We start from the raw sequence: 26,470 nt of genomic DNA on the forward strand, positions 1-26,470 counted from the left end.
TTTAGACACCCAGACGAAAGCGCCAGCGAGCCATGACCACCATCACCAAAGACTCCGCCGTCACCATCACCTACAAGGTGACCACGCCCCAAGGCAAGCCGCTCGATGCCGGCAGCCTGGCCTACCTGCATGGCGGCTATGACAACATCTTCCCCAAGGTCGAAGCCGCACTCGAAGGCCAGGCCGTGGGCTTTGCCACCACGCTGCAACTGGCGGTGGAAGACGCCTTCGGCGTGCGCGACGAAGGCCTGGTGCGCACCATCCCCAAGAGCGAGTTCCCGCCCGGCGTGAAGGTCGGCGGCCAGCTGCAGGGCGTGGGCACCGACGGCCAGCCCGCGGTGTTCAACGTGGTCAAGATCAAGGGCCCCGAAGTCCACCTGGACGGCAACCACCCGCTGGCCGGGCAGGCGCTCACCTTCAGCTGCAAGGTCACCGCAGTGCGGGCCGCCAGCGCCGAAGAGATTGCGCACCGCCACGTGCACGGCGACCACGGCCACCAGCATTGAAAGCGGTCACCTGGCACCACACCCACACCCACGCACCGCGCCGCACGACCCATGCGCCTGATCCGTCACTCCGAGCGGGCCTTTTCGCTGCAGGACTTCCTGTCGGCCGATGAATGCGCCCAGCTGGTCGAGCTGGCGGAGGCGGGCGGCTTCAGCGCCGCGGGCGTGCGCACCACCGGCGGCCCCAAGGCGATGCCCCTGGTGCGCAACAACGAGCGCGTGATGGTCGAGGCGCCCGGCTGGGTGGCGCTGCTGTGGCAGCGGCTCGGCCAGGTGGCCCTGCCCGCCGTGGGCACGCAGGTGGCGCAGGGGCTGCCCAAGGACCTGCGGTTCTATAAATACTCCCCCGGCCAGCGCTTCAAGATGCACAAGGACGGCCCGTGGATGGAGTCGGGGCTGACCAGCCAGCTCACGCTGCTGGTGTATCTGAACGACGACTTTTCCGGTGGCACCACGGATTTCCGCGAGTTCGCCGTGGCACCGCGCACGGGCAGCGCGCTGCTCTTTGTCCACGACACCTGGCACGAAGGCACCGCCGTCACCGAGGGCACCAAGTACGTGCTGCGCTCGGACGTGCTCTACGGCTGAGGCCCGGGGCATACCCAGCCCCAATCCCCTGGCGCCTGCCACCCGCACCGACGGCCCGGTTTCGGCTGCCGCAGCTTGCGCTGAAGTGCGGCGCGCGCTCCCCATTTCCTGTTGAAGGCGCCTGTGGTTTCAGCATCGCAGGGTGTGTGCCAGGGCCCGCCAGCACCCTCCGAAAACACGCCTGCCCATAGGCGCGCAGCGCTTGAAAAGCGCCTTTTTCCAACGCTGAAAGAGCCTCCCGACCGCGTCACGGAACGTTCATATGCCCTGCCTATAACCACGCGTTGTGCGGGCTCCATGGCGGACTGGCCCCACCGCCACTCCACCATCCCTTTGATTCATGAACTCCCCATTCCCATCCCGCGTCCCCCCTGCGCGCCGCGCGCCCCTGGCGTCTGCTGCGCTCCTTTCCCTGCTGCTGCTCGGCGCGTGCGGCAGCTCCGGCGACGGCACGCCGGCCGCTGAACCCGGCCGCTGGACCACCGGCGACCTGCACGTCCACACCGTGCAGTCCGATGACTCGCGCACCACCCAGACGCTCGACTTTGTGCTGGGCAAGGCGTTCGGCACCTACCACCTCGACTGGATGTCGCTGAGCAACCACCTGCGCTCGTCCAAGTACGACCACGCTGCCAACCCCCTGCCGGCGCCCAAGGCCTTTGCCTACGGCATGGAGGCCTACGAGATGCCCCGCGTGGCCGCACTGCAGGCCGCGGGCACCTACGCCGACAAGACCATCTTCTCGGCCTTCGAGTGGGACATGCCCACGCGCGACCACGTCAACGTCGGCATCTTCGAAGGCAGCCCCACCTTCAAGACCTCGGCCAGCGCGGCCAAGGAGTTCCAGTACCGCTTCACCACGGGCGACGAGTCGCTGTTCGATGCGGCCGACGTCGCGCGGTGGAAGGCGCAGTCGCCCGAGCGCTACAACAAGACCGGCGAAGACGCGATGAAGGCCATCGCCTGGCTCAAAGACAAGCACCCGAACACCAGCTACGCCACCATCAACCACCCTTCGCGCAACCCCGGCAAGTACACGATCGCCAACATCCGCGAGATGCACGACCTGGCGCCCCGGATCGTCTTCGCGATCGAAGGCATGGTCGGCAACCAGCTCGAACCCGACCGCGGCGGCTACACCTCGGCCTACATCGACGCCAACAAGCCCAACCGCACCTACGGCGGTGTCGACTACGTGGTGGCGCAGCTGGGCGGCACGTGGGACGCGCTGCTGGGCGAAGGCCGGCGCATCTGGAACATCGCCAACTCGGACTCGCACTTCGAGATCGACGCCAACAACAACAGCAGCGGCTACTACCCGGGCGAATACGCCAAGAACTACGTCTGGCAGACCAAGTCGCAGTCGCAGGCCGGCATCGCCGGCGTGGTGGACAGCCTGCGCGCGGGCCGCAGCTTCGGCGTGTTCGGCGACCTAATCAACGGCCTGGACTTCAACGCCACGGGCGCCGAAGGCACCGCCACCATGGGCCAGGACCTCAAGGCCACCAAGGGCGAGACCGTCACCGTGCGCATCCGCTTCAAGAGCCCGCCGGTCAACAACTACCAGCGCCCGGTCAGCAGCGGCAACCTGGGCAACATGACGCCCAAGGTGGACCACATCGACCTGATCGCGGGCGACGTGGGCCCCCGGGCACAGCCCGGCACGGCCGCCTACCAGCAGGCCACGAACGCGAGCACCCGCGTCGTCAAGCGCTTCACCGCGGCGGACTGGACGCAGGAGAGCGACGGCTACTACGCCATGGAGATCACGCTGCCCGCGGCCAAGAGCCAGTACTTCCGCCTGCGCGGCACCAACCTGGGCGAGAACGTCGCGGGCCTCACGCTCCAGGGCGAGCCGCTGGCCGACCAGCCCGTCAAGACCGCCGACGCGGCCACCCGGCACGACCAGATCAACGACCGCAACTACGGCAACCTGTGGTTCTACTCGAACCCGATTTTCGTGTCGGTGCGCTGAGAGCGGGGTGGCGGTGGTTCCGCCCGCCGGGGTGGCGCATCACCCCCGCGCTGTAGGCGCACAGCCCGCTGTGGACGCCCGTTTGCCTCACACGCCGCGGGTGTCAACTTGGATACGATGTCCGCGGGCTGTCACCCGCACCCTGGTGCCTGAGCACCGAATGGCGGGTGGCGACCCCGGCCGCCCTTGCGGCTGGCGTGAACGTCGACCTCGCACCCCCCCCCACCTTCCACCGACCCTGCCCGCCCGCCCGCCCGCCATGAGATCGCTCCGAAGCCAGCTGGTTTTCTTCTGGGTCCTGCTGTTCGCCATCTGCGCCACGCTGGCGGTGGTGATGGTGTCGGTCTACCGGGGCAGTGCCGGTGCCCAGCTGGCGGCCGGCCGCACGGCGGCCGAGCGCTCGTGCAGCGCCATCGCCGCACGCTACGCGCGGTCGGTGCCGCAGCCCGCGCCCGCGCAGCCGCAGATCGACCTGCTGCAGGTGCTGCTGCAGCTGGTGCTGATCGAGGTGCCGCATGTCGAGGGGGGCGTGTGGCAGGCCCAGGGCGGGTTCCTGGCGTATGCCTACCCCACCTACGAAGGCAGCGGCGTCAAGCGCGACGTGCCTGCGGCCGAGCAGCCGCTGATCCTGGAGATGGCCGAGCTGGCCGCCCGCACCCGCCAGCCCCAGACCGACGTGGTGCGCGGCAGCCGCGAGGCGCTCATCGTCACCGCCTGCCCGCTGGCCGCGCCGGGCAACGACCTGGCCGCCTGGACCATGACGCGCACCCATGCCGGCGCGCTGGCGGCCGAGAACAGCCTGCGCATCGGCCTGGCGGTGCTGCTGGTGGCCGTGCTGGCCTCGGGTGGTTGGCTGGGCCTGATCCTGCTGCGCGGCCTGCGGGCGGTGCAGCGGCTGGAGGCGCGCCTGGCCGCCGCCGAGGGCGACGCGGTGCCGGTGCTGGAGCCCACGGGCGTGCGCGAGATCGACCGCATCGTCGACGGCTTCAACCGCTACCGCCTGCGCTTTGAAGACACTCGCGCCCAGCTGCGCGCCGCCGCCCAGCAGCGCAGCCGCGACCAGCGCCTGGCCGCGCTCGGCCGCATGACCGGCGGCCTGGCCCACGAGATCCGCAACCCCATCGCCGCGATGCGCCTGAAGGCCGAGAACGCGCTGGCCGCTGCGCCCGAGCGCCACCCTGCGGCGCTGCGCGCCATCCTCGGCCAGATCGAACGGCTGGAAGGCCTGGTGCAAAGCCTGCTCGCGCTGGTGCAGCCCTTGAACCTGGCCCCCCGGCGCATCGACCTGCCCGCGTGGCTGCAGGAGCGGCTCGATGCCGCCGCCCCCCGCGCCGCCGGGCGCGGCGTGGCACTGGTGCTGCGGCCCGGCGCCCCCGCACAGGCCGAGTTCGACCCGCAGCACGTAGGCCGCGCCATCGACAACCTGCTCGACAACGCGGTGCGCCACGCGCAGCAGGGGGGCACAGTCACGCTGGGTGCCGTGGTGCAGCCCGCGGACCGCCTGGTGCTGCAGGTGGACGACGACGGCCCGGGCGTGCCCGAGGCGCTGCAGGCGCGGCTGTTCGAGCCCTTTGCCACCGGCCGCGCCGACGGCACCGGCCTGGGCCTGGCGCTGGCGCGCGAGGTGGCGCTGGCCCATGGCGGTGACCTGCACCATGTGGCGTTGGGCGGCGCCACCGCCACGGCCTCCACCGAAGCACCCGAAGCAATCGACGTACCCGCAGCGCCCCACCACGACCCCGCAGGCGCCACGCCGCCTGCCGCCGCGCCGCCCCGCGGCACCCGCTTTGCACTGGAGCTTCCATGGCACGCCTCTTGATCGTCGACGACGACGACGCCTTCCGCGAAACCCTGGCCGAGACGCTGGAGGGCCTGGGCCACACGGTGGACCAGGCCGCCAGCGGCGATGCAGCGCTCGAAGGCATGCCGCGCCAGCGCTACGACGCCGTCTTTCTGGACCACCGCATGCCCGGCATGGACGGCCTGCAGACCCTGGCCGCATTGCAGGCCCGGCTGCCCCGCCTGCCGCCGGTCATCGTGCTGACGGCGTATGCCAGCGGCGCCAACACCATCGACGCGATGCGCCTGGGCGCCTTCGACCACCTGGCCAAGCCCATCGGCCGCGACGCGGTGATCGAGGTGCTGGCCCGCGCGCTGCGGCAGGAGACGGCGTCGCCCGACACGGCGCGGCAGCTCGCCCACGGCGCGGAGGACAGCCGCGATGGCAACGATGACGAGAACACCCTCGTCGGCCCCAGCCAGGCGATGCGCGAGGTGCACAAGCGCATCGGCCTGGCGGCGGCCAGCCACGTTCCGGTGCTGGTGCTGGGCGAGACCGGCACCGGCAAGGACATGGTGGCGCGGGCGCTGCACCGGCATTCGGACCGCGCCCACGCGCCCTTCGTCGCGATCAACTGCGCGGCCATTCCGCCCGAGCTGCTGGAGAGCGAGCTGTTCGGCCACGTGCGCGGCGCCTTCACCGGCGCCACCGGCGACCGGCCCGGGTGCTTCCGTGCGGCCGACGGCGGCGTGCTGCTGCTCGACGAGATCGGCGACATGGCGCTGCCGGTGCAGGCCAAGATCCTGCGCGTTCTGCAGGCGGGCGAGGTGACGCCGCTGGGCAGCCACCGCACGGTGAAGGTCGACGTGCGCGTGGTGGCTGCCACCCACCACGACCTGGCCGCGGCGGTGCGCGCGGGGCGCTTTCGCGAAGACCTGTACTACCGGCTCGACGTGCTGTCGATCCGCGTGCCGCCGCTGCGCGAGCGCCTGGCCGACATCGTGCCGCTGGCCGAGCATTTCCTGCGGCTGGCAGCGGGCCACGGCGTGCCCAAGGCGCTGTCTGCCGACGCGGCGCAGGCGCTGCTGCAGTACCGCTGGCCCGGCAATGTGCGCGAGCTGCGCAACCGCATGGAGCGCTGCCAGGCGCTGGTGCGCCACCCGGTGATCAGCGCGGCGGACGTGCAGGGCGACCTGGCACACGGCTCCGCGCCCACCGATGCCCATGCTGTGGGCGCGGAAGGCGCCGCCAGCGCGTTGCCCGCCGACTGGTTCGACACCGAACTGCCCGTGGCGGTGGAACGGCTGGAGCGGCTGCTGATCGAGCAGGCCCTGCAGCGCGCCCAGGGCAACCGCGCCGAAGCCGCGCGGCGCCTGGGCATCCACCGGCAGCTGCTGTACCGCAAGCTGTCGCAGTACGGGCTGGAGTAGCGATGGCGATGAACGCTCCGCGCGCGCGGCCGGCAGCCTGCGCGCGCCACCAGTGCGGCTACAAGCTGTCGCCGTCGCGCGCCCAGGTGTCTCATCCGCGGACACCGCCTGTCCGCATTGCATCCACGCCAACGTGCCTGGCAGCCCGGCCGCCCTGTACGGGGCGGCGTTCGTGCAGTGTTGAACAGCGGGCACGGGTCTTGAGTGCCACACCACTTCCTGCGCGCTGCACGCACTGGCCATTGGGCTGGCACTGTGACCGGCCCATGCCTGCCTCTGTGTCCGCCGCCGTCGTTGCCGCTTTCGATGTCGCTGTCGCGTTCTCATCGCTCCGCGCGCCTCGTTTTCTTACCTTCACCCGTCCATGACCGACTCCTCTCCCGCCCGCGCAAACGCACCTGCCACATCCACTGCGCCTTCCCACAGCGCGTCCTCTGCAGCCGATGAGGCGCCCGGCGGCGGCAACGGCCTGTTGTGGGTGCTGGTGGCCGTGGCCGTCCTCTTCGCCGTGCTGCGGCCCCGCGCACCCATGGACTACCTGCGGCTGGTGGACTGGCAGACCGTGGGCGCGCTGGCGGGTCTTTTGGCCATCACCCAGGGCGTGGAGAAAAGCGGCATGCTGCAGGCCACCGCCCAGCGGCTGCTGGGCCGCGTGACGGATCTGCGCAGCCTGGCGATGCTGCTCACGGCAGGTGCCGCGGTGCTGTCGGCGCTGGTCACCAACGACGTGAGCCTGTTCCTGCTGGTGCCGCTGACCCGCGTGCTCGCCACCCAGGCCGATCTGCCGCTAGCGCGGCTGGTGGTGCTGCAGGCGCTGGCGGTGAATGCGGGCTCTGCGCTCACGCCCATCGGCAATCCGCAGAACCTGTACCTCTGGCACCGCTCGGGCGAGAGCTTTCTCGGCTTCATGGGGATGATGGCGCCCACGGTGGCGATCATGCTGTTTTGGCTCTTCGTGGCGGTGTGGGTGCTGGTGCCGCGCACCGCGATCACGCTGCGCCCTGCGACCGAGGCCCCGGCCGTGCAGCCCCGGCTGTTGACGCTGGCCGGCGTGCTCTTCGTCGCCTTCGTGGTGGCGCTGGAGCGGCACTGGCTGGTGGCCGGTTTGGCGCTGGTGTTCGGCGCATTCCTGGTGTTCTACCCGCGCGTGCTCAAGGGGGTGGACTGGGCGCTCCTGGCCATCATCGCGCTCATGTTCGTGGACCTGCGCCAGCTGGCCGAGCTGCCCGCGGTGGCCAGCCTGCTGCAGCACGCGCCCATTGCCGAGGGCTGGCGCGCGTACCTGGCGGCCATCGTCGCCTCGCAGTTCATCAGCAACGTGCCTGCGGCCATCCTGCTCGACGGCCCGGTGCGCGACCTGCCCGCGCTCGCCGCCGGGGTGAGCGTGGGCGGCTTCGGCTGTGTGCTGGGGTCGCTGGCCAACCTGATCGCGCTGCGGCTGGCGCGCCTGCCCCACGGCCTGCGCGAGTTCCACAAGATCAGCATTCCCTTCCTCATCGTGTGTGCGCTGTCGGCGCTGTGGCTGCGGATGGGGTGATGCGGGGGCGGCGATGGGGGGTATGGCCTGTGCCACCTGTCCGCAAAGCGGACGCCAGGGTGTCCCCCGCGCATGCAGCCAGCCGGCGGTGCAACGATGCAAGTGGTTGATTTGAAAGGGAATCGTGCCTGGCACGCAATGTGAGTACAGCCAGGGCATTCCCACCCACTGGAGTTGATCCATGCGACATTCCCTTCGTCCCCTTGCCCTGTGCGCAGGCCTGTGCCTGGCAGGTGCTGCCTGGGCCCAGCAGCCCCCACCACCGCCTCTCGCGCCGCCACCAGCCGGCGCAGCGGTCCCCGGTCTCGCAGGCGCACCCGGTGCCCTGCCACCGCCCGGCGCACGCCCCGCGCGGCCGCTGCGGCCGCCGCCCGATGCGGCGCAGCAAGGCGCGGCGCCCGTCGTCTCCGGCCAGCTCAAGCGCTGGCTGGTCAACCCCGGCGGCGACGTGGACGGCCTGCTGCTGACCGACGGCACGCAGGTGCAGTTGCCACCCCACCTCTCGCCAGCCCTGCTGCAGGCCGCGCGGCCCGGCGACACGGTGCAGGTCAGCGGCTGGCGTGCGCCCAATGCGCCGGTGCTGCGTGCCGTGCGGCTGACCGTCGGTGGCCGCACGGTCGAAGACACGCCACCCGCCTCGGGCAGCGCCCCTGCGCCGCGGCCCGACCCCGCTGCGCTGGCCGCGATGAGCGCCAGCGGCCGCGTGGCCCAGGTGCTGTACGCCCCCGGCGGCGAGGCGAACGGCGTGCTGATGGACAGCGGCACCATCGTGCGCTTTCCGCCGCATGTGGGCACGGCCATGGCGGCGTCATTGCAGCCGGGCAGCACCTTGTTCGCACGCGGATGGGGCTCTCGCGGGCCGCATGGCAGTGCGCTGGAGGCCACGGCGATGGGCCCTGCTGCCGACACCGCCCGCGAGCTGTTCGCAGGCCCTGGCGTGGAGCCCCCGCTGCCCGGTCCGCGCGGAGCCCAGCCGCCCCAGGCCGGTCCCAAGGGCGGCCCCGGAGCACGCGGTCCTGCCGGCCCCAAAGGCCCCCGCGAGCCAGGCCCCGGGCCTGCGGGTCCTGCCGGTGTCCCGCCGGCAGCCGGGCCGGGAGCGCCCATGGCGCCGCCAGTACCACCTGTGCCAGCCCCGCAGCCCGCGTCGTGACCTGTCGTCAGGCCGGCGGTGTCGCAGCCGCAGCCTGACGGGTCCCTGCAGCGTTGTCAGTCCTTTTTCTCTTGCATTTTTCTTTCGCGTTTTTTCATTCACTTCACACAAGGATTCCCATGCCCGCCAAACCCCATGACATCGACGTCTGGTCCGTCGAAGGCCAGTTCCAGCACCTGATCTACAGCCCCAAGGGCACCATCGAAGGCGTGATGATCGACAGCGAAGGCGCCCCCGCCCAGTTCGTGTGCGACGCGCACGACAGCGCCGCGTCGGCAAGCCTTGCTGCCTTGAAGCCCGGCCAGGCCGTGGTGCTGGAAGGCACCGTGGCCGAGCCCTCGCCCAAGGGCGAGTCCGAGCACGAGGTCTACCAACTGGAACGCGTGGTCTCGGTCGACGGCAAGCCCGCCGCGCCGCACCACCACCCCGGCCACGTGGCAGGCACCGTGGCGCGCCTGAACTACGCCAAGCACGGCGAGCCCAACGGGGTGGTGCTGGACACCGGCGACTTCATCCACACCAAGCCCGACGGCCTGAAGCACCTGGGCCTGAAGGTCGGCGACAAGGTCAAGGCCGAGGGCGATGTGCGCCCCCTGGCCACCGGCGGCGGCCAGGTGGTGCAGGCCCGCACGGTGAACGGCAAGCCCGTGGGGCCCGGCCATGGCTGATGCCGGCGCGGTAACTGCCGGCGGCCTGCCCGCCGGCAGCAAGGCTGGCGCGGGCCCGGCAGCGGTGCCGGGCTCGCTGATGGCGCTGGCGCTGCTGGCGTTCTTCATGGCCGATGTGCGCGACGGCCTGGGGCCGTTCCTGGCCACCTACCTGCAAAAGAGCCAGGTGCAGCAGGAGCTCATCGGCTACACCATGACCGCTGGCGGCCTGGCGGGCATGGCCATGACGCCGCTGGCCGGCGCGTGGGTGGACGGCTCGCGCGCCAAGCGCCTGCTCACGGTGGTGGCTGCGCTCGCCATCCTGGCGGCCAGCGCGCTCGCGTTTTCGACGCTGCAGGGCACGTGGCTGATCGCATCACAGGTGATGACCGGCGTGGCCGGGGCGTTGCTGGCGGCCACCATGGCCGCGCTCACGCTGGGGCTGGCGCGGGCTTCGGGCTTCAAGCACCAGACGGGCCGCAACGAGGCCTGGAGCCACGCGGGCAACATGGTGTCGGCCATCGGCGCGGGGCTGGTGGCGCACTGGTTCGGCGCGCACTGGATCCTGGCCGTGATGGCGGCGATGACCGTGGGCGCGGTGCTGGCGGTGTTGTCGATCCGCGCGGGGGACATCGACCACCAGGCCGCGCGCGGCTGCGAGTCGCCCGAGACGCTGGGCGAGCATGTCGAGCGCGGCACCGGCTGGGGCGCACTGCTGTCCAACAAGCCGCTGCTGCTGTTCGGCATCACCTGCCTGTTCTTTCACCTGGGCAATGCCGCGATGCTGCCACTCCTCAACCAGCGGCTGGCCGCCACCGTGGCCGATTCGTCGCCGCTGCTGTGGACCGGTATCGCCATCGTGGTGGCCCAGGTCACGATGATCCCGGTGGCGCTCTGGGTGTCGCGCAGCCGCCGCTTCGACGTGGCGTGGTTCGTGTACGCCGCCATCCTGGTGCTGCCGGTGCGCGGCGCGCTGGCCTACCTCATCGCCGCCGACTGGGGCAACGTGCCGGTGCAGATCCTGGACGGCCTGGCCGCCGGCGCGCTGGGGGTGGCCACGCCGCTCATGGTGCAGCGCTTCACGCAGGGCAGCGGCCGCTTCAACACCGCGCTGGGCCTGGTGATGACGCTGCAGGGCGTGGGCGCGGCGCTCAGCCCCACGCTGGCCAACTCGGTGGTGGGTGCCGGGCAGCATTTCGGCCTGGCCTTCGTCGCGCTGTCGGTGGCGGCGCTGGTGGCATTGCCGATGTTCTGGTGGGCGCAGCGGCACGCGCCGGTGATCGATGGTGCGGTTGCTATTGATTAGATAGCTGCTTGCGCAATGGCAGCGAGCGCAAGGCCATGAAATGGCCTTGAACTGCGTGGTCCACCGCGCACCCGCCGGTGCTCACCGCTTGCTGCTTCTGGTGCTGCTGCTGCGCCGTGCCAGGCCGCGGCCCTGCAGCACCGGCTCGGCAGCCAGGCGGTGCCGTGCGAACTCCACGAAGGCCCGCACCTTGGCCGGTGCGCGCCGCCCCGCGGGGTAGACGATGTGCACGGGCACCGGGTCGGGCTCATGCTCGGCCAGCACGATGCGCAGGCGCCCGGCGCGCAGGCTGGCGGCGGCCTGGTAGGCCAGGCAGCGGGTGAGCCCCAGGCCCGCCTCGGCCGCGGCGATGTCCACCTCGTTGCTGTTGCTGATCCAGGCCTGCTGCGGTGTGCCCGTGGTGCCATCGCGAAACCGCCAGGGCGAGGGTGCCCGCGCGTCGAACGAAAACGCAATCGCGCGGTGCTGGCCCAGCTCGTGCGGGTGGCGCGGCTCGCCGTGCCGCGCCAGGTAGCCGGGCGATGCGACCACCATGCGGCGCAGCGCGCCCACCTGCAGCGCGGTCAGGCCCGAGTCGTGCAGGTGCGCGATGCGCACGGCCACGTCCATGTCCTCCTCCAGCAGATGCACCACGCGGTTGACGAACAGCGTGCGCGCCTGCACCCGGGGATGCGCCTGCAGGAAGTCGAGCACGATGGGCGCCACATGCTGAATGCCGAACATCTGCGGCGCGGTGATGGACAGCAGGCCCTGCGCCTCGGCCTGCGCACCGCGCGCGGCCTGTTCGGCCTCGTGCAGGTCGCTCAGCAGCGGGCGGCAGTCGGCCAGAAAGCGCTCGCCCGCCTCGGTCAGCCGCACCATGCGCGTGCTGCGCTGGAACAGCAGCACCGACAGGCGCGCCTCCAGCGCCGCGATGGCGCGCGTGACCGCCGCCGCCGAGCAGCCCAGCCGCCGCCCCGCCACCGCAAAGCCGCCCGCATCGGCCACCGCCACAAAGCAGCGCAGGGTCTCCAGATGGTCCATTGTTTCGATTCGTGCAATTTTGAAAGTCGCACTATCGCTATTCACGCCGTGGCGCGCAATAGATAAGGTCGAGTCCTGCACAACTTCTGACACCAAGGACACGACACCATGGCCCCCACCCCACCCATCACGCTGTACCGCATGTCCGTGTCCGGCCACTGCCACCGCGTCGAACTGATGCTGTCCCTGCTGGGCCTGCCCTACCAGCTGGCCGAGGTGAACCTGCTGCAGGGCGAGCACCAGCGCGCAGAGCACCTGGCCCTGAACGCCCTGGGCCAGGTGCCCGTCATCGTGGATGGCACCGTGGTGCTGAGCGACAGCACCGCCATCCTGGTCTACCTGGTGCAGCGCTACGCCCCCGGCAGCGCCTGGATGCCGCAGGACCCGGTGGGCCAGGCGCGCCTGCAGCGCTGGTTCAGCCTGGCCGCCGGCCTGCTGGCGCCGGGCGTGGCGGTGCCGCGCTTTGCCGCCATCACAGGCAAGCCCTTGAACGCAGCCTCCCAGGCCATCGGCCAGCGGCTGCTGGCCTTCATGGAGGGCGAGCTGCAAGGCCGCACCTGGCTGCTGGACGGCGACGCGCCCACCCTGGCCGACATTGCCATGGTGAGCTATATCTCGCAGGCACCCATCGGCGGACTGCCGCTGGCCGCCCACCCGCGCGTGGCCGCGTGGGTGGCGCGCATGGAGGCCCTGCCGGGCTACGTGCCGCTGGCCGACCGCCTGCCCGAGGCCGCTGCAGCGGTACCCGCATGAGCGCCGGCCTGCGGCCCCCTGAAGCCCCGGCCTTCCACGCGGGCGAGCAGGCCCTGCAGGACCGCGTGGGCGTGCGCGAACGCATGGGCGAGATCGGCCCCATGGTGCTGCGCGACCACATGCCCGACCAGCACCGCGAGCTGTTCGAGAAGCTGCCCACGCTGCTGCTGGGTGCGCTCGACGCCGACGGCCAGCCCTGGGCCACCATGGTGGCGGGGCCCCCGGGCTTTGTGCACACGCCCGATGCGCACAGCATGCAGGTCGCGGTGCCGCCCGATGCGGCGGACCCGGCGCTCGCGCAGCTCGCGCCCGGCACCCCCGTGGGCGTGCTGGGCCTGGAGCCCCACACGCGCCGCCGCAACCGCATGAACGGGCGCGTGGCCGCCTTCGGTGCGCAGGGCCTGGCGGTGGACGTGGTGCAGAGCTTCGGCAACTGCCCCAAGTACATCCAGGCGCGCGCGCCCGGCCTGCGGGAGGTGGTGACCCCGCCCGCACCCGCACAGGCCCTGGGCCCGCAGCTCGACGCCGCCGCGCTCGCGCTCATCGCCCGCAGCGACACGCTGTTCATCGCCAGCGCCTCGGCCGCGCGCCCCGGCGCAGCGCGCAACGAAGGCGTGGACGTATCGCACCGCGGCGGCGAGCCGGGCTTCGTGCACATCGCGCACAGGGAGGAGGGCGGCGTGGTGCTGTCGGTGCCCGACTACCCGGGCAATCTATTCTTCAACACGCTGGGCAACCTGGCCCTGCACCCGCTGGCGGGGCTGCTGTGGGTGGACTATGACGGCGGCGGCCTGCTGCACGTCGCGGCCCGGTCCGAGCTGCTGTGGGACGACACCGCCCGCGCGCCCTGGCCCGGTGCGCAGCGCGTGCTCCGGCTGCAGGTGCTGGGGGGCGTGTGGCGGGCCAATGCGCTGCCGTGGCGGTGGACGGCGGCGCAGGCTGCGCCGCAGTTCGGGGTGCTGCGGGCACGGGCAGCGGGGTAGGGGGGGTAGGGTGGGGTAGGGCGTGACATTGGCCCCGGCATGCCCCACCAGGGTTTATCCGTGCCGCCGCATCGGCGCGATCCGCTTGCGCGGCGTGCTCGCCTCGGCCTCCACCATGTGCCCGCTGCGTTCGTGCGCACCGTGCGACAGCTCGGTGATCAGCGCGGCCTCGGGCAGGTTGCGCCAGTAGCGGGTGGGCATTTCCTTTTTCATCATCGTGGTCTTGAGCCGCGCGGGGTTGAAGATGTGGCGGTAGTAGGTGAGCCAGAGCGCCTCGCCGGCGTCGGGCGGCGGGGCGTCGCTGCGCTGGCCGCCGGGGCCCACATGCAGCGCCGTGCCGTCCCAGCGCACGCTGGCGTCGGGCGTGAGGATGGCCCAGTGCATCTGCGTGAAGCGCCGCACGAAGAAGCCCGCGTTGGCCTCGGCGATGTAGTGGTCGGGCTCGAACCAGGCGACCTGCACGGTGTGGCCGTCGCTGTCGGTCACCGGGCGAAAGCGCACGAAGGCGTGCATCTTGTGCATGTCGCGTGCCACGGCGCGCACCATGTGGTGGGCCTGCATGCGGTCGGCGTCCAGCGGGTCGTGGCGCAGCGCGCGGTCGTGCGCCAGGCGCCACAGCAGCCGGTACATGAGCGCGAAGCGCGCGGGGTTGCGGTGCAAGACCAGGCGCTCGCACAGGCGCACGAAATCCTCGGGCACGCGCGGCGCTGGGCGGTCGGTGCGGGGCTGCAGTGCGGCCAGGTCGAGCGGCGTCGATGCGGCAGCATCAGCATCGGTGCCAAAGCCAGCAGTTGGACTGGCGAACAAGTCTTCCGCGACGTCCTGCGTGGTGAACCAGTCGACAGCCTGCGGCGGCACGCCGGCCTGCACCAGCGTGCGCGCGGCATGGCGAAAACCGGCCCAGTCGGTCGGGTGGTCGAGCGTCACAGTGTGTTGTGCCATGGCTTATCGAGGCACGTGGTAATGCGCGCCACGGACCGGTCGGGCTGAGCCCGTCGAAGCCAGGGTGCTGCCGCAGAACGTGGCCCGGGCGGGGCCCGAGGGCGCAGGGAGGGTCTTGCTGGCGCAGCGGGGCATCGATCGGTCCCTCAAAACAGGCTGCGCTGCGCGGGCGGCGGCGCGAGGCGGGCGGCCAGGTCCGCGGCATCGAGCGCGCGGCCCGGGCGGTAGTCGGCCGCTTCCACAAACGGCAGCACCTTCTTGAGCGGCACATGCAGACGGGTGAGGTCAGCATGCCGCAGGCGGCGCACGCGGCGGGCGGCCAGCAGGCGGTCCACCGTCTGCACGCCGAAGCCGGGCACGCGCAGCAGCAACTCGCGCGGGGCGGTGTTCAGGTTGACCGGGAAGCGCTCGCGGTGCGCAATCGCCCAGGCGAGCTTGGGGTCCATGTCCAGCGCCAGCATGCCGCCCTGGCTGGCGGGCACGATCTCGCCGTGGGTGAAGCCGTAAAAGCGCATGAGCCAGTCGGCCTGGTAGAGCCGGTGCTCGCGCACGGTGGGCGGGGCGATGAGCGGCAGCGCGCGCGCCGCATCGGGGATGGGGCTGAAGGCCGAGTAGTACACGCGCCGCAGCCGGTGCACGCCATACAGGCCCGCGCTGGTGGCCAGGATGGTGCGGTCGTCGGTGGCGTCGGCGCCCACGATCATCTGCGTGCTCTGCCCGCCCGGCGCGAAGTGGGGCGCCGCAGCGCGCCGCGTGAGGGTGCGTGTGGTGGCGGGCATCGACACCACCTTGGCGGCGGCCTGCTCCCTGCGCGCCTGCCGCGCGTCCTCGATGCGCACCGCCATGCGCGCCATGGACCGTTCAATCGCCGCGCCGTCCTTCTGGGGTGCCAGGGCGGCCAGGCCTTCGGGCGTGGGCAGCTCCACGTTGATGCTCAAGCGGTCGGCATAGCGGCCGGCACGCTCCATCAGCTCGGGCGACGCATCCGGGATGGTTTTGAGGTGGATGTAGCCGCGAAAGTCGTGGTCTTCGCGCAGCACGCGGGCCACCTCCACCACCTGCTCCATGGTGTAGTCGGGGCTCTGAATGATGCCGCTGGACAGGAACAGGCCTTCGATGCAGTTGCGCCGGTAGAAGTCGAGCGTGAGCTGCACCACTTCATCGACGGTGAAGCGTGCGCGCGGCACGTTGCTGGTGACCCGGTTTACGCAGTACAGGCAGTCGTACTGGCAGAAGTTGGTCAGCAGAATCTTGAGCAGCGAGATGCAGCGCCCGTCCGGTGCATAGCTGTGGCAGATGCCCATGCCCTCGGTGGAGCCCATGCCCCGCCCGCCCACCGAGTCGCGCGGCGCTGCGCCGCTGGATGCGCACGAGGCGTCATACTTGGCGGCGTCGGCCAGGATGGCGAGTTTGGACTGTAATTGCACTGGATGAATTTACAGTATTTTCCGCTGCAAGGCGAGTGTGGGGGCATCTGCGCTCCTGGGATTTGCTATTGAATATGTAGCTTGTTGCGCTGGCTGGATAAGCGCTGGAGGCCAAAAAAAGCATGAAAATCCATCGCCGACGGCTTCGCTGTGCCCAAAGCCGCGCCTGCGCGCTGCCTGGCTGGGCACAATGCAGTCTCTTTGCATGTCCCTGCATCCCCAAGGAGCCCGCTCATGACATCTTGCAGATCCTTGCGTTCCTCTGGCGTGGCCCTGGTGCTGGCCGGCCTGGTGGCTGGCGCCATTGCCCAGGCGCCCTACAGCCTCAAGACCGTGGAAGCACGCCCGATTCCCCGCGACGACATCCTGCAACTGTGGCGCGAGGTCGCCCTGCAGCAGTGCGCGGATGCGCGCAAGCGCTTCAACCTGTCGAACGAGGAATGCCTGCGCGAGATCGCCCGCCGGGCAGATGCCTGCACGGTGTCTCAGGCCCCGTCCACGCCGGCCCTGGTGGCCAGCACCGCCGTGTCAAAGGACATCGGGCGCAAGTATCTGCAGTGCGCCGTGCCTTATTACTTCTGTCGAGGCGTCGAGGTCAAGACCGAGAAGGAAGCGCTGGCCCAGTGCCGCTGATGCGGCGGTCGATGCGCGGCTGACGCCTCTCAGCCGGGCAGTGTCACGACTGGGCCCGGCTACGGTCCCGGCGCAGCGCCTGGCGCAGCAGGCGGGTGGCGCGGTCGCGCATGCCGGGGGGGTGGCTCACGGCCGGCGGGTTAGCCTTGGCTTCTGCGCAGGCCGCCAGAAAGTCCTGCAGGATGGCGGTGTCGTCGAGCGTGTCGGTGCCGACCTTGTGGAACTCGGGGTGCCACTGCGTGGCGGCGATGTAGCCGCGCCCCGGTGCTGATTGCAGGCGGATGGCCTCGGGCACGCCGTCGGGCTCGCTCAGGGCTTCGACGACGAAGTCGGGGGCCACGGTCTTGATGCCCTGGTGGTGAATGCTGTTGACGCGGGCCCGGGCCTTCTCGGGGTACAGCTGCGCCAGGCGCGTGCCTTCGACGATGTGGATGTCGTGGAAGTGCTGGTCGTAGGTCGATGCATTGCGGTGCTGCAGCGCGCCCGGGTGCTGGGTCTGCAGGTCCTGGTAGAGCGCGCCGCCAAAGGCCACGTTGATCAGCTGCAGGCCGCGGCACACGCCGAAGATGGGCTTGCGCACTTCGGCAAACGCCTTGACCACCGCCAGGTCGTACAGGTCGCGCACGCGGTCGCCGATCCACTCTTCCCGCAGGGGCTCTTCGCCGTAGTTGCCCGGCCACACGTCCGCGCCGCCGTGCATCACCACGCCGTCGAGCCACTCGGCATAGTGCGCCAGCGTCACGTCGCCGCGCGCCGTCTCGCCGGTGGGGCAGGGCACCATCACCACCATCGCACCGGCCGACATGATCCAGTGCGCGATGGACTGCTCGACGTACTGCAGGGTCTTGTTGGTGAACAGCGGGCGGGTGGGGTCGGCGTGCTGGAAACAGGCAGACAAACCAATCTTGAGGCGGCGATCAGTGGGCATGGACGGAGGCTCCGGGCAGCACGCTGACACGGTGCTGCAGATGCGATGAAAAGGTCTGCTCCGTTGTAGCACTGCGGCATGCAGGGCGTCTGTAGGAGAGTGGCGTGCACCCCTGAGCGCCCCCCGCTCTGGTAACGCGGCGCAACAAAATGTGGCTTTCTTCATGAAATGTTCTGCCGCGCCGCTGCCCGGGTGCCGCATTTTCTGCGCGCCTCGCGATAATTTTTGCTCACCCGGCGCCAGGGAGGGGCGACCGGTGAAGCGTCCGTTTCGCATCTCCCGGAAAGCCCACGAATGCCACACAAAAAGAACCGCTGGCCCGCGCTCACCGCCATGGCGGCCCTGACCAGCATCGCCTGGCCGCTGCTGTCGCAGGCCGCCGTGCCCCCAGGCGCCGCCGCAGAAATCATCAGCCTGCAGGGCGCAGGCGACCAGCGCAACGCAGCAGCCGCAGACTGGCAGCCCGCCCGCCCCGCCCAGGCCCTGGCCACGGGCGACTTCGTGCGCACGCGCCAGGCTGCCAAGATGGCCTTGCTGTTCGCCGACGACACGCAGCTGCGCCTGCACCAGAACACAGTGCTGCAGGTCAAGGGCGTGGCCACGCCCGCCCAGCCCGTGACCACGCTGCTGCTCAACGCGGGCCGCGCCTGGACGCAGACCCGCCGGCCTGATGGCAGCCGCCTGAACCTGGAGACCCCCGCCGCCACCGCCGCGATCCGCGGCACCGACTGGGACCTGGCGGTGGACGACGACGGCCGAACGCTGCTCACGGTGCTTTCCGGCACGGTGGAGTTCTTCAATGTGCAGGGCCGGGTGCTGGTCGGTGCCAACGAAGCCGCCGTCGCCGACGTGGGCAAGGCGCCGGTCAAGCTGGTACTGAGCCAGCCGCGCGACCGCATCCAGTGGGTGAACGCCCTGCGCGCCGACCCCGTGCCGCACCTGGTGGCCGCCGAGCCCCTGCCCGACGCAGTCGCCCCCGTGCGCGCCGCCCTGCAGGCCCGGGACCTGGCTGCGGCACGCGCAGCCCTGGCGCAGGGCCGCGGCAGTGCGCCCGCACCCTGGGTGCCCGTGATGGAGGCCGCCATCGCGCTGCAGTCCGGCGAGGCGCTGGCGGCCCGCGAGCAGCTTGCGCGCCAGGTGGCGCTGAACACCCCCGCAGCCGCGCCCCTGCCTGCCTGGCTGATGCAGTCCGACCTGCAGCTCATGGACGGCGACGGCCCCGCCGCCGTGCAGACACTGCGCACGGCCCTGCAGCACTGGCCCGCGCACCCGGCCCTGGTGGCCCAGCTGGCGCGCGTGCAGATGCTGAGCGACCGCATGGACGACGCCACCGCCACGCTCGCCGCAACGCAAGGCACGGCGCATGCCGACATCGCCCTGGTGCGCGCCGAGCTGGCCCGCCGCCGCGGCGACGCCCCCGCCACCCTGGCGGCCTACACCGAAGCCACGCAGCTGGCGCCCGGCGACGCCCGCGGCTGGCAGGGCCTGGGTAGCGCGCACACCGAGCGCGAAGACACCCGCCCCGCCCGCGAGAACCTGCAGCGCGCGCTGTCGATCACGCGCGACGCGCCTGGCGCCTACGGCGAGCTGGGCACGCTCGAGACCTTCGTCAACCAGTTCACCGAAGCCGGCGCGGCGTTTGCCGCCGCGCTGGGCGACAACCCGGCGGACTACGTGGCCCTCACCGGCCAGGGCCTGCTGCATCTCAAGCAAGGCCAGCCGCAGCAGGCGCTCGACGACTTCCTGCGTGCCGGCGTGATGGAGCCGCGCTACGCCCGCGCCAAGACGTGGACGGCCGTCGCGTACTACCAGCTGGGCCGCCACCAGGACGCGCTGGCCACGCTGCACCAGGCCAGCCGCCTGGACGACAAGGACCCGGTGCCCTACATGCTGCTCGCGCAGATCCACACCGACCTGTTCCAGCCCGGCGAGGCGGTGGAGGCCGCGCGCGCTGCGGTCGAGCGCATGCCGTACCTCAAGTCGCTCAACCAGGTGGCCAACGACCAGAAGGGCAGCGCCAACCTGGGCGCGTCGCTCGCGTTCTTCGGCATGGAGGAGTGGGCGCAGGAGCTGGCGCGGCAGAGCTTCACGCCCTACTGGGGCGGCAGCCACCTCTTCCTGGCGGACCGGTACCAGGGCGAGTTCAACAAGAACTCGGCCCTGTTCCAGGGCTTCCTGACCGACCCCATGGCCTTCGGTGCCAGCCAGCGCTACTCGCCGCTGCTGCAGCAGCCGGGCAGCCACGGTGTGCTGGGTCTGACGCACGACCGCGAGTTCTCGCGCATGAGCGTGCCCTCGGTCACGCTCAACGGCATGAACAACAGCCACGTGCCGGTGTCCTGGTTCGTGAAGGCGCAACGGGCCAACGCAACGCGGTTTCCGATCGACGTAGGCGTCTCGAACTCGCCAGCCTTCTACGATGCGTCCGGTACGGCAAACGTGGGGGCGGAGGCGTTCACGCTGGGCCTGGGCATGCTGCCCACGGAGCGGCTGAACCTGTTTGCGTATGCCAACCAGTTCAACGTGTCGACCCAAGGGCACAACCTGGTCGATCTGTTCGGTACGGGCGAGGATTCGCCACAGACGGCCAGCAGCAACCGCGTTCGCCAGGGCATGGCCGGCCTCTCCTACCGCTGGAGCCCGGTGGAGCAGACCTGGCTCAAGCTGGGCCGCAGCATGGAAGACCTGCGAGCCAGCGACTACCCGACGCTGTTTTTGGCACCTCCGCTGGCATCGCTGATCGGCCTGGACGTTTTCGCGCGCAAGGCGTTCAACGAATTTCAAGTGCGCCACACCCTGGACCCGCAGCCGGGCACGCGCCTGAGCGTGGCGCTGGAGCATGTGGCCGAGAAGCAGTTTGGCGGCGTGGAAGGTTCAGGCCCGGTGCTTAACAGAAATAACGGGGGACTCGACATCCTCGCGTTCGGCGGCGCCAATCGCATTGACCGTCGCTACACGGCGCTGACGCTGGCGGGCAGCCAGCAGGTCACATCCGGCGCGCTGGTGGACGCTGCGCTGGGCCTGCAGCAGATCCGGCACCGCGTGGTGGGCGCCAATGCGGTGAGCCTGGTGTTCAGCGGCGGCTACGACGAGACGCTGGAGCGTCGCAACGACACCGAAAGGACGGTCACGCCCCGCATCGGCGTGGTGCTGACGCCCGTTGCCGGTCACACCGTGCGGCTGGCCTACCAGGACTGGGTCCGCCCGCTGAGCACCTCCACGCTCACCAGCGTGGAGACGGCCGGTATTCCGGTGGAAGATCGCCTGGTGGAGGCTGGCGGGCGCCAACGGCGCACGGCGGCGCAGTGGAGCACGGAGGTGGATGAGCGCACCTTCGTGAGCCTGCGTGCCGACCATCTGCGCGTGCAGAACCCGGGCACCATCGGCGTAGATCTGCGCGTGCCGAGCATGCCGTTCCTGGAGGAGATGCGCAATGCGCAGCTCATCAACCTCTCGACCACGGATGTGATGGAGGGCACACCAGGGTTCGAGCAGGGCACCCTGCGGGTGCTGGGCGCGGGCGTCAACCGCATGTTCAGCCGGCAGTGGTCGGGCTACGCCAAGTACCTGTACCAGCGCAGCAGCAGCGATTACATGGACAGCGTGGGCCACGACATCGTCCGCGGCCTGCGTATTCCCTACATACCGCGCCACACGGCCGTGCTCGGCGCCACCTGGGCCAGCGGGCAGCGGGTGTATGCCAGCGCGCGCGTGGTCTACCGGTCCGAGCGGTTCGAGGACAAGACCAACCTCACGCGCCGGCCCCCTGGCTGGAGTATGGACCTGGTGGGCTATTGGGAAACGCAGGACAAGCACTGGGTGCTGGGCGCCGGCGTTCTCAACCTGTTCGGCGACCGCACCGACCGCCAGTCCGTGCGCTATGTGATCGATGCGCGCTACCGCTTCTAAGGGCGCGCGGCGGCAGGCGGCTTGGGTGCTGGGCGCGTGCGCGGCCGCACTGCTGCTGCTGTGGGCCGCCACCTTCAGCCGCACCTGGCACGCGCTGGAGTTCAAGACCTTCGACGTGCTCACGACCTTGACGGCGCCACACCGCACCACGCTGCCCGTGGTGATCCTGGCGATCGACGAGCCCACCTTCCAGGAGCTGCAGCAGGCCTGGCCCTTCCCGCGCGGCGTGCATGCGGCGCTGCTGCAGCGCCTGCACGCCGAAGGGGCTGCCGCCGTGGGCCTGGACGTGGTGTTTGCCGAACCCACGTCCGAGGCCGAGGATGCCGCGCTGGCCCGCGCCATCGGCGACGCGGGCCCGGTGGTGCTGGCCTCCACGCGCGACAAAGTCGACAGCGGCAACGCGTCGGTGTGGATGGACATCCTGCCGCTGCAGCGCCTGCTCGATGCCGGCGCCGAATCAGGCGATGCAGGCGTGGAGCCCGACGACGACTTTGTGGTGCGGCGTGCCCCCGTGGCGCCCGACGGGTTTGCCCTGCGGCTCGCGCAGCGCGCGGCCGAGGCACGCGGCGCCACGCCCGTGCTGCGCCACTTCGACTGGATCGGCTACCGGGGCCCGCGCGGCACCTTCGACACGCGCTCGTACTACCAGGCGCTGGAGCCGGGCCTGCTGCCGCCCGGGTTCTTCAAGGACAAGATCGTGCTCGTCGGCCGATCCGCACGCACGGCCACCGAGCTGTCGCGTGCGCAGGCCGACCTGTTCAACTCGCCGTTCGGTACGGCCGGGGGCGAGCGGCTGTTCCCGGGCGTGGAGCTGCAGGCCACGCTCGTCGACAACTTTCTGGCGGGGGGCGGGCTGCGCAGTGTCCCTGAGGGCTGGAGCCTGGCCCTCATCGCCGCGCTGCTGCCGCTGCTGCTGTGGGCCAACCGCAGGCTGCACACCGCAGGCGCTGCAGCGCTGGCCGCCGGCGTGGTGGTTGTGATCGCAGGTGTGTCGTGGTGGCTGTTTGCGCAATGGCGCCTGTGGTGGCCGCCGATGCTGCCGGTGGCCGGTGCCCTGGCCATCTACGGCGCGGCGGCACTGGTGGGCTATGCCGCCGTGCGCCAGCGGGCGCGGCAGATCCGCGCCATGTTCGCCCAGTACACGCCGCCGGCCGTCGTCTCGCGGCTGATCGCGCAGCCCGAGCTGCTGCGCCTGGGTGGCGAGGCGCGCGAGGTCACGCTCATGTTCACCGACCTGGCCCACTTCACCACGCTGTCCGAGCAGCTCACGGCCGAGCAGACGGTCGAGGTGCTCACCGGCTACTTCAACGCGATGACGCCCATCGTCCACGCCACGGGCGGCACGGTGGACAAGTTCATCGGCGATGCGGTGATGGCGTTCTGGGGCGCGCCGCTGCCCGACGCGCAGCATGCCGAGCACGCCGTGCACGCGGCCGTGGCCATGCAGCAGGCCATGGCGCCGTTGGTGGCCGACCTGCGCGCGCGGGGCCTGCCGCCCATCCACATGCGCATCGGCCTGCACACCGGCCGCGTGGTGGTGGGCAACGTGGGCTCGGAGCAGCGCTTTTCCTACACCGCCATCGGCGACGCGGTGAACCTGGCCGCGCGCCTGGAAGGCGCGAACAAGGCGTTTGGCACCGGGATCCTGCTGTCCGCCGCCACCGCTGCGCAGCTGCCGCCAGGCATGGCGCTGCGACCGCTGGACGATGTGATCGTGAAAGGCAAGACCGAGCCGGTGCGTGTGTTCACGCCCTGCGATGACGCTGCGGCTTGCCAGGCGAGCCAGGGCGCGCTCGACGCGTTCCATGCGCGCGACTGGCAGGCCGCCGACACGCATCTGGCAGCCATACTCGAACGGCTTCCTGGGGATGCGGCGGCGCTGCGCCTGCAGCAGCGCGTGGCCGCTGCGCGCCTGCTGCCCGAGGGTTCTGCGTGGTCGCCTGCCGTGGCGCTCGACAAGCTCTGAGCGAGCGAGCAAGCCGCTGCGCCAGCCGGGTCGCCCGTCATCAGCCCGCCACATTGCAAAGACCTCTGCACCGCAGGGACATGGAAGACCCGGCGACTAACAGGTTCTTACGGGCGCAGCGCCCCGAAGGTGCGACCATGGGGGTTCACGGGACGGCTGCCCAGCCGGGACGCAAGACACGGCAGGGCAGGGTCCTTCGCTTGAATTCTTCAAGGAGCACCACCATGCAAGTACAAGTCAATACGGACGACCACATCGAAGGCGGCGAATCCCTCAGCGAGTGGATCGCCACCGAAGCCAAGAGCCGGCTGTCGCGCTTTCAGGACCATGTGACGCGGCTGGATGTGTTCTTGAGTGACCTCGACGCCGGCAAGTCCGGTGCCAACGACAAGCGCTGCCGCATCGAGGCGCGCGTCACCGGCCGCCAGCCGATCTCCGTGGCCGACGATGCCAGCGAAATGGGCCGGGCGTTCATCTCCTCGGTCGACAAGCTGACCCGCGCGCTCGACACCGACCTGGGCCGCGCCAAAGACCGCCACGGGCGTGACACCATCCGGACGCTGGACGCGTCGGATGCCGCCGCCGCGGGTTGACCTTGAATGGTGCACCGCATGCCCCGCTACCGCTCTCCGTTCATCATTTTGTTGCTATGTGAACGATAGCAACCGAAGGCGGCGCCTGCATTGCGCGGGCGCGCCTTCGCTGGCTGGGGCTGGCGCGCGGCGCAGCCCGTCACACAGCCACCCCGCGCCGTGCGGCATGGCGCCGGCGCAGTCACCTCAGCCTGCGGCCATCGCCATCGCCGCCGCAGCGCTCACAGATCCAGCACCAGCAGCTTGCTGCGCGCGCGCGAGCAGCAGGGCATGAACTGCTCGTTGCTCGCCTTTTCCTCATCGGTCAGGTACATGTCGCGGTGGTCCACCTTGCCCTCCAGCACGCGGGTGATGCAGGTGCCGCACACGCCCTGTTCGCACGAGGTCATGATGTCGATGCCCTGGCCGCGCAGCGCGTCCACGATCGAAATGTCCGGCGCAATCGCATAGGTCTTGCCGGTGCTCGCGATGCGCACCTCGAAGCCCTCATCGCCCGAGGTGTCCTGCGCGGGCGCCGCAAAGTATTCCAGGTGGATGCGGTCCTGTGCCCAGCCCATCGCTTGGGCCGTGCTCACCACATGGTCAATGAAGCCCGCCGGGCCGCACACATACACCCGCTTGTCGTCTCCCGGCGCTGCCAGCACGGACGCCAGGTCGAGCTTTTGCTCGGGCGCCCCCGCATCGAAGTGAAAGTGCACGTGCGGTGCCATGGGCGAGGCGGTGATCTCGCCGGCAAACGCGGTGCGCTCGGCCGAGCGCGTGCAGTAGTGCAGCGCAAAGCCCGCGCCGGTGCGCGCCAGGCGGTCGGCCATGCACAGCAGTGGCGTCACGCCGATGCCGCCCGCGAGCAGCAGCGTGTGCTGCGCGGGGTGCAGCGCAAAGTGGTTGCGCGGCGTGCTGATGGTGATCACGTCGCCTTCGTTCACGCGGTCGTGCATGCCCACTGAGCCGCCGCGGGAGGCGGGGTCGCGCAGCACGGCGATGCGGTAGCGGTGCTGTTCGTGCGATGCGTTGCACAGCGAGTACTGGCGCACCGTGCCGCCGGGCACATGCACGTCGATGTGCGAGCCCGCGCTGAACGGCGGCAGCGGCTGGCCGTCGAGCCGCGCGAGCTCGAAGCTGGCGATGCCCTCGGCCTCGGCGGTCTTCTTGGCGACGCGGACCTGGAACGTCTCCTGCGCGGTCATGCGGTCACCGCCGGCTGCGGGGCTGCAGGCGCGCGCTCGGCGGCGATCACGCGGTCCAGCACCTTGCGCGACTGCACGCCGCCCGCATCGATGTTGAGCATCAAGAGCTTGCGGTCGGGGTAGCGCAGCAGGTTGTGCTGCTGCTTTTCCAGCATCTCCTGGTCCTCGGCAAAGATGCCGCCCTGGCCTTCGCGGATCTTGGCGGTGAGTTCAGGGTCCTGCGGCTTGAAGTTGCGGGCCATGCCCCAGAAGTAGTGGATGGAGGTGTCGGTCTCGGGCGTGATGAAGTCCACCACGATGCTCGATGCCTTCTTGTCCGCAGGCGCGTCGTAGCCGCCGTGGCCGGCCAGCGCCACGCCCACCTCGATGAGCACATGGCTCGGTGGCGAGAAGTGGCAGATCTGCCAGCGGTCCACCGGCTGGTCGTCGGGCAGGCCGTTCATGCGCAGCGCCATCTGCCAGAACGGCGGCGCCTGGATGCCTTCCATGAAGCGGCTGGTGATGACCTCGTCGCCCTCCACCCGGGTCTTGCAGGGCACCTCGTCGATCTCTTTCTGGCCGATGCTGGTGGCGTGCACATACGTCTCGTGCGTGAGGTCCATCAGGTTGTCGATCATCAGGCGGTAGTCGCAGGCGATGTGGTACAGCCCGCCGCCGTAGGCCCACTCGTCGCTCTCGGCCCAGGGCAAAGGGTGGATCTTGGCGGGGTCGGCCAAGGCGGCATCGCCCGTCCACACCCAGATGAAGCCGTAGCGCTCCTCCACCGGAAAGCTGCGCGTGCGCGGAAAGCCCTGCACGCGCTGGCCGGGCATGGACACCGCCTTGCCGTCGCAGCCCACGCGCAGGCCGTGGTAGCCGCACATCAGCTCGCCGTCGCACACCTTGCCCAGCGACAGCGGTGCGCCCCGGTGCGGGCAGAAGTCCTCCAGCGCAGCCACCTTGTCAGGGGCGGGGCGGTAGAACACGATCTTCTCGCCGCAGACCATGCGGCCCAGGGGTTTGTCGGCGATCTCGTCGGGGGTGCAGGCAACGTACCAGGCGTTCTTGGGATACATAGTGGTTGTCTCGTGGGTGTCGATGGCTTGTTCGTGGGGCCAGTGCGCGCCCGGAAAGCCGCGCACTGGGATACAGCGGATTGTGCGAAAGGAGTGCGGCGCTGTATACATAAAAATACTGAAAACCAGCTATCGCACGCCGGCATAGCTTG

Annotated in this window: 21 protein-coding genes; 15 read left to right on the top strand and 6 right to left on the bottom strand. The window is 70.5% G+C overall.

Features of this window, described 5'->3' with window-relative positions; translation table 11 throughout:
- Positions 1–32 precede the first annotated feature (32 nt).
- From ACSQ3D_RS22835 to ACSQ3D_RS22875, 9 genes are all read left to right on the top strand, one after another.
- A complete protein-coding gene (locus tag ACSQ3D_RS22835; protein ID WP_436128444.1) occupies positions 33–506 on the top strand; it encodes an FKBP-type peptidyl-prolyl cis-trans isomerase in 474 nt (157 codons plus the stop codon).
- A gap of 51 nt (positions 507–557) precedes the next feature.
- Positions 558–1,094 carry a prolyl hydroxylase family protein gene (locus tag ACSQ3D_RS22840; RefSeq protein ID WP_436128445.1) on the top strand — a complete coding sequence of 179 codons (537 nt, stop codon included), beginning with the start codon at positions 558–560 and terminating at the stop codon, positions 1,092–1,094.
- Between the two features lie 340 nt (positions 1,095–1,434).
- On the top strand, positions 1,435–3,069 hold the full coding sequence (locus tag ACSQ3D_RS22845; RefSeq protein ID WP_436128446.1) for an S-layer protein: 1,635 nt from the start codon (positions 1,435–1,437) through the stop codon (positions 3,067–3,069).
- Between the two features lie 259 nt (positions 3,070–3,328).
- The gene (locus ACSQ3D_RS22850; protein ID WP_436128447.1) at positions 3,329–4,888 is read left to right on the top strand and encodes a sensor histidine kinase; all 1,560 of its coding nucleotides are present in this window, start codon (positions 3,329–3,331) and stop codon (positions 4,886–4,888) included.
- Positions 4,873–6,279 (top strand): sigma-54-dependent transcriptional regulator, encoded by a 1,407-nt coding sequence (locus ACSQ3D_RS22855; protein WP_436128448.1) that lies wholly within the window; start codon positions 4,873–4,875, stop codon positions 6,277–6,279. Before ACSQ3D_RS22850 ends, ACSQ3D_RS22855 begins: the two co-directional genes overlap by 16 nt.
- Positions 6,280–6,643: 364 nt before the next feature.
- The gene (locus ACSQ3D_RS22860) at positions 6,644–7,816 is read left to right on the top strand and encodes an SLC13 family permease (protein ID WP_396505689.1); all 1,173 of its coding nucleotides are present in this window, start codon (positions 6,644–6,646) and stop codon (positions 7,814–7,816) included.
- A 181-nt stretch (positions 7,817–7,997) separates the two neighbouring features.
- Entirely contained in the window at positions 7,998–8,966 is a 969-nt protein-coding gene (locus ACSQ3D_RS22865) for a hypothetical protein (protein ID WP_436128449.1), read from the top strand.
- A 119-nt stretch (positions 8,967–9,085) separates the two neighbouring features.
- Complete coding sequence (locus tag ACSQ3D_RS22870; protein WP_436128450.1) at positions 9,086–9,634, top strand: hypothetical protein; 549 nt, start codon at positions 9,086–9,088, stop codon at positions 9,632–9,634.
- Entirely contained in the window at positions 9,627–10,919 is a 1,293-nt protein-coding gene (locus tag ACSQ3D_RS22875; protein ID WP_436128451.1) for an MFS transporter, read from the top strand. The genes ACSQ3D_RS22870 and ACSQ3D_RS22875 overlap by 8 nt, the downstream gene beginning before the upstream one ends.
- An 81-nt stretch (positions 10,920–11,000) precedes the next feature.
- On the opposite strand, the gene ACSQ3D_RS22880 is transcribed toward ACSQ3D_RS22875, so the two are convergent.
- Positions 11,001–11,942, bottom strand: a complete 942-nt coding sequence (locus tag ACSQ3D_RS22880; protein ID WP_436128452.1) for a LysR family transcriptional regulator — start codon at positions 11,940–11,942, stop codon at positions 11,001–11,003.
- A gap of 108 nt (positions 11,943–12,050) precedes the next feature.
- Between ACSQ3D_RS22880 and ACSQ3D_RS22885 the strand changes: the two genes are divergently transcribed.
- Both ACSQ3D_RS22885 and ACSQ3D_RS22890 read left to right on the top strand, forming a co-directional pair.
- On the top strand, positions 12,051–12,695 hold the full coding sequence (locus ACSQ3D_RS22885) for a glutathione S-transferase family protein (protein WP_436128453.1): 645 nt from the start codon (positions 12,051–12,053) through the stop codon (positions 12,693–12,695).
- Complete coding sequence (locus ACSQ3D_RS22890) at positions 12,692–13,678, top strand: flavin-nucleotide-binding protein (RefSeq protein WP_436128454.1); 987 nt, start codon at positions 12,692–12,694, stop codon at positions 13,676–13,678. The genes ACSQ3D_RS22885 and ACSQ3D_RS22890 overlap by 4 nt, the downstream gene beginning before the upstream one ends.
- Before the next feature lie 54 nt (positions 13,679–13,732).
- Here ACSQ3D_RS22890 and ACSQ3D_RS22895 read toward each other — a convergent pair whose 3' ends face one another.
- Together ACSQ3D_RS22895 and ACSQ3D_RS22900 are read right to left on the bottom strand one after the other, a co-directional pair.
- Entirely contained in the window at positions 13,733–14,620 is an 888-nt protein-coding gene (locus ACSQ3D_RS22895; RefSeq protein WP_436128455.1) for a TIGR03915 family putative DNA repair protein, read from the bottom strand.
- 146 nt (positions 14,621–14,766) lie between these two features.
- Positions 14,767–16,047: a putative DNA modification/repair radical SAM protein gene (locus tag ACSQ3D_RS22900; protein ID WP_436128456.1), complete on the bottom strand. Its 1,281-nt coding sequence runs from the start codon at positions 16,045–16,047 to the stop codon at positions 14,767–14,769.
- Between the two features lie 234 nt (positions 16,048–16,281).
- On the opposite strand from ACSQ3D_RS22900, the gene ACSQ3D_RS22905 reads away from it, so the two are divergent.
- Complete coding sequence (locus tag ACSQ3D_RS22905; protein ID WP_156370425.1) at positions 16,282–16,680, top strand: hypothetical protein; 399 nt, start codon at positions 16,282–16,284, stop codon at positions 16,678–16,680.
- Between the two features lie 43 nt (positions 16,681–16,723).
- Here ACSQ3D_RS22905 and ACSQ3D_RS22910 read toward each other — a convergent pair whose 3' ends face one another.
- A complete protein-coding gene (locus tag ACSQ3D_RS22910; RefSeq protein ID WP_436128457.1) occupies positions 16,724–17,608 on the bottom strand; it encodes a gamma-glutamyl-gamma-aminobutyrate hydrolase family protein in 885 nt (294 codons plus the stop codon).
- A 294-nt stretch (positions 17,609–17,902) separates the two neighbouring features.
- Here ACSQ3D_RS22910 and ACSQ3D_RS22915 point away from each other — a divergent pair, with 294 nt between their 5' ends.
- The 3 genes from ACSQ3D_RS22915 to ACSQ3D_RS22925 all read left to right on the top strand — a co-directional run bounded on the left by ACSQ3D_RS22915 (position 17,903) and on the right by ACSQ3D_RS22925 (position 24,076).
- Positions 17,903–21,517 (top strand): TonB-dependent receptor domain-containing protein, encoded by a 3,615-nt coding sequence (locus ACSQ3D_RS22915; RefSeq protein WP_436128458.1) that lies wholly within the window; start codon positions 17,903–17,905, stop codon positions 21,515–21,517.
- Positions 21,498–23,483, top strand: a complete 1,986-nt coding sequence (locus ACSQ3D_RS22920) for a CHASE2 domain-containing protein (RefSeq protein WP_436128459.1) — start codon at positions 21,498–21,500, stop codon at positions 23,481–23,483. The genes ACSQ3D_RS22915 and ACSQ3D_RS22920 overlap by 20 nt, the downstream gene beginning before the upstream one ends.
- 224 nt (positions 23,484–23,707) lie before the next feature.
- Positions 23,708–24,076: an HPF/RaiA family ribosome-associated protein gene (locus ACSQ3D_RS22925; protein WP_056411311.1), complete on the top strand. Its 369-nt coding sequence runs from the start codon at positions 23,708–23,710 to the stop codon at positions 24,074–24,076.
- Positions 24,077–24,297: 221 nt separating this feature from the next.
- Here ACSQ3D_RS22925 and ACSQ3D_RS22930 read toward each other — a convergent pair whose 3' ends face one another.
- Together ACSQ3D_RS22930 and ACSQ3D_RS22935 are read right to left on the bottom strand one after the other, a co-directional pair.
- The gene (locus ACSQ3D_RS22930) at positions 24,298–25,263 is read right to left on the bottom strand and encodes a PDR/VanB family oxidoreductase (RefSeq protein WP_056411312.1); all 966 of its coding nucleotides are present in this window, start codon (positions 25,261–25,263) and stop codon (positions 24,298–24,300) included.
- Positions 25,260–26,318 (bottom strand): aromatic ring-hydroxylating dioxygenase subunit alpha, encoded by a 1,059-nt coding sequence (locus ACSQ3D_RS22935; RefSeq protein ID WP_436128460.1) that lies wholly within the window; start codon positions 26,316–26,318, stop codon positions 25,260–25,262. Before ACSQ3D_RS22935 ends, ACSQ3D_RS22930 begins: the two co-directional genes overlap by 4 nt.
- Positions 26,319–26,470: the final 152 nt, after the last annotated feature.

It is taken from the genome of Acidovorax sp. LjRoot117 (assembly GCF_964252695.1).
Lineage (GTDB): Bacteria > Pseudomonadota > Gammaproteobacteria > Burkholderiales > Burkholderiaceae_C > Acidovorax.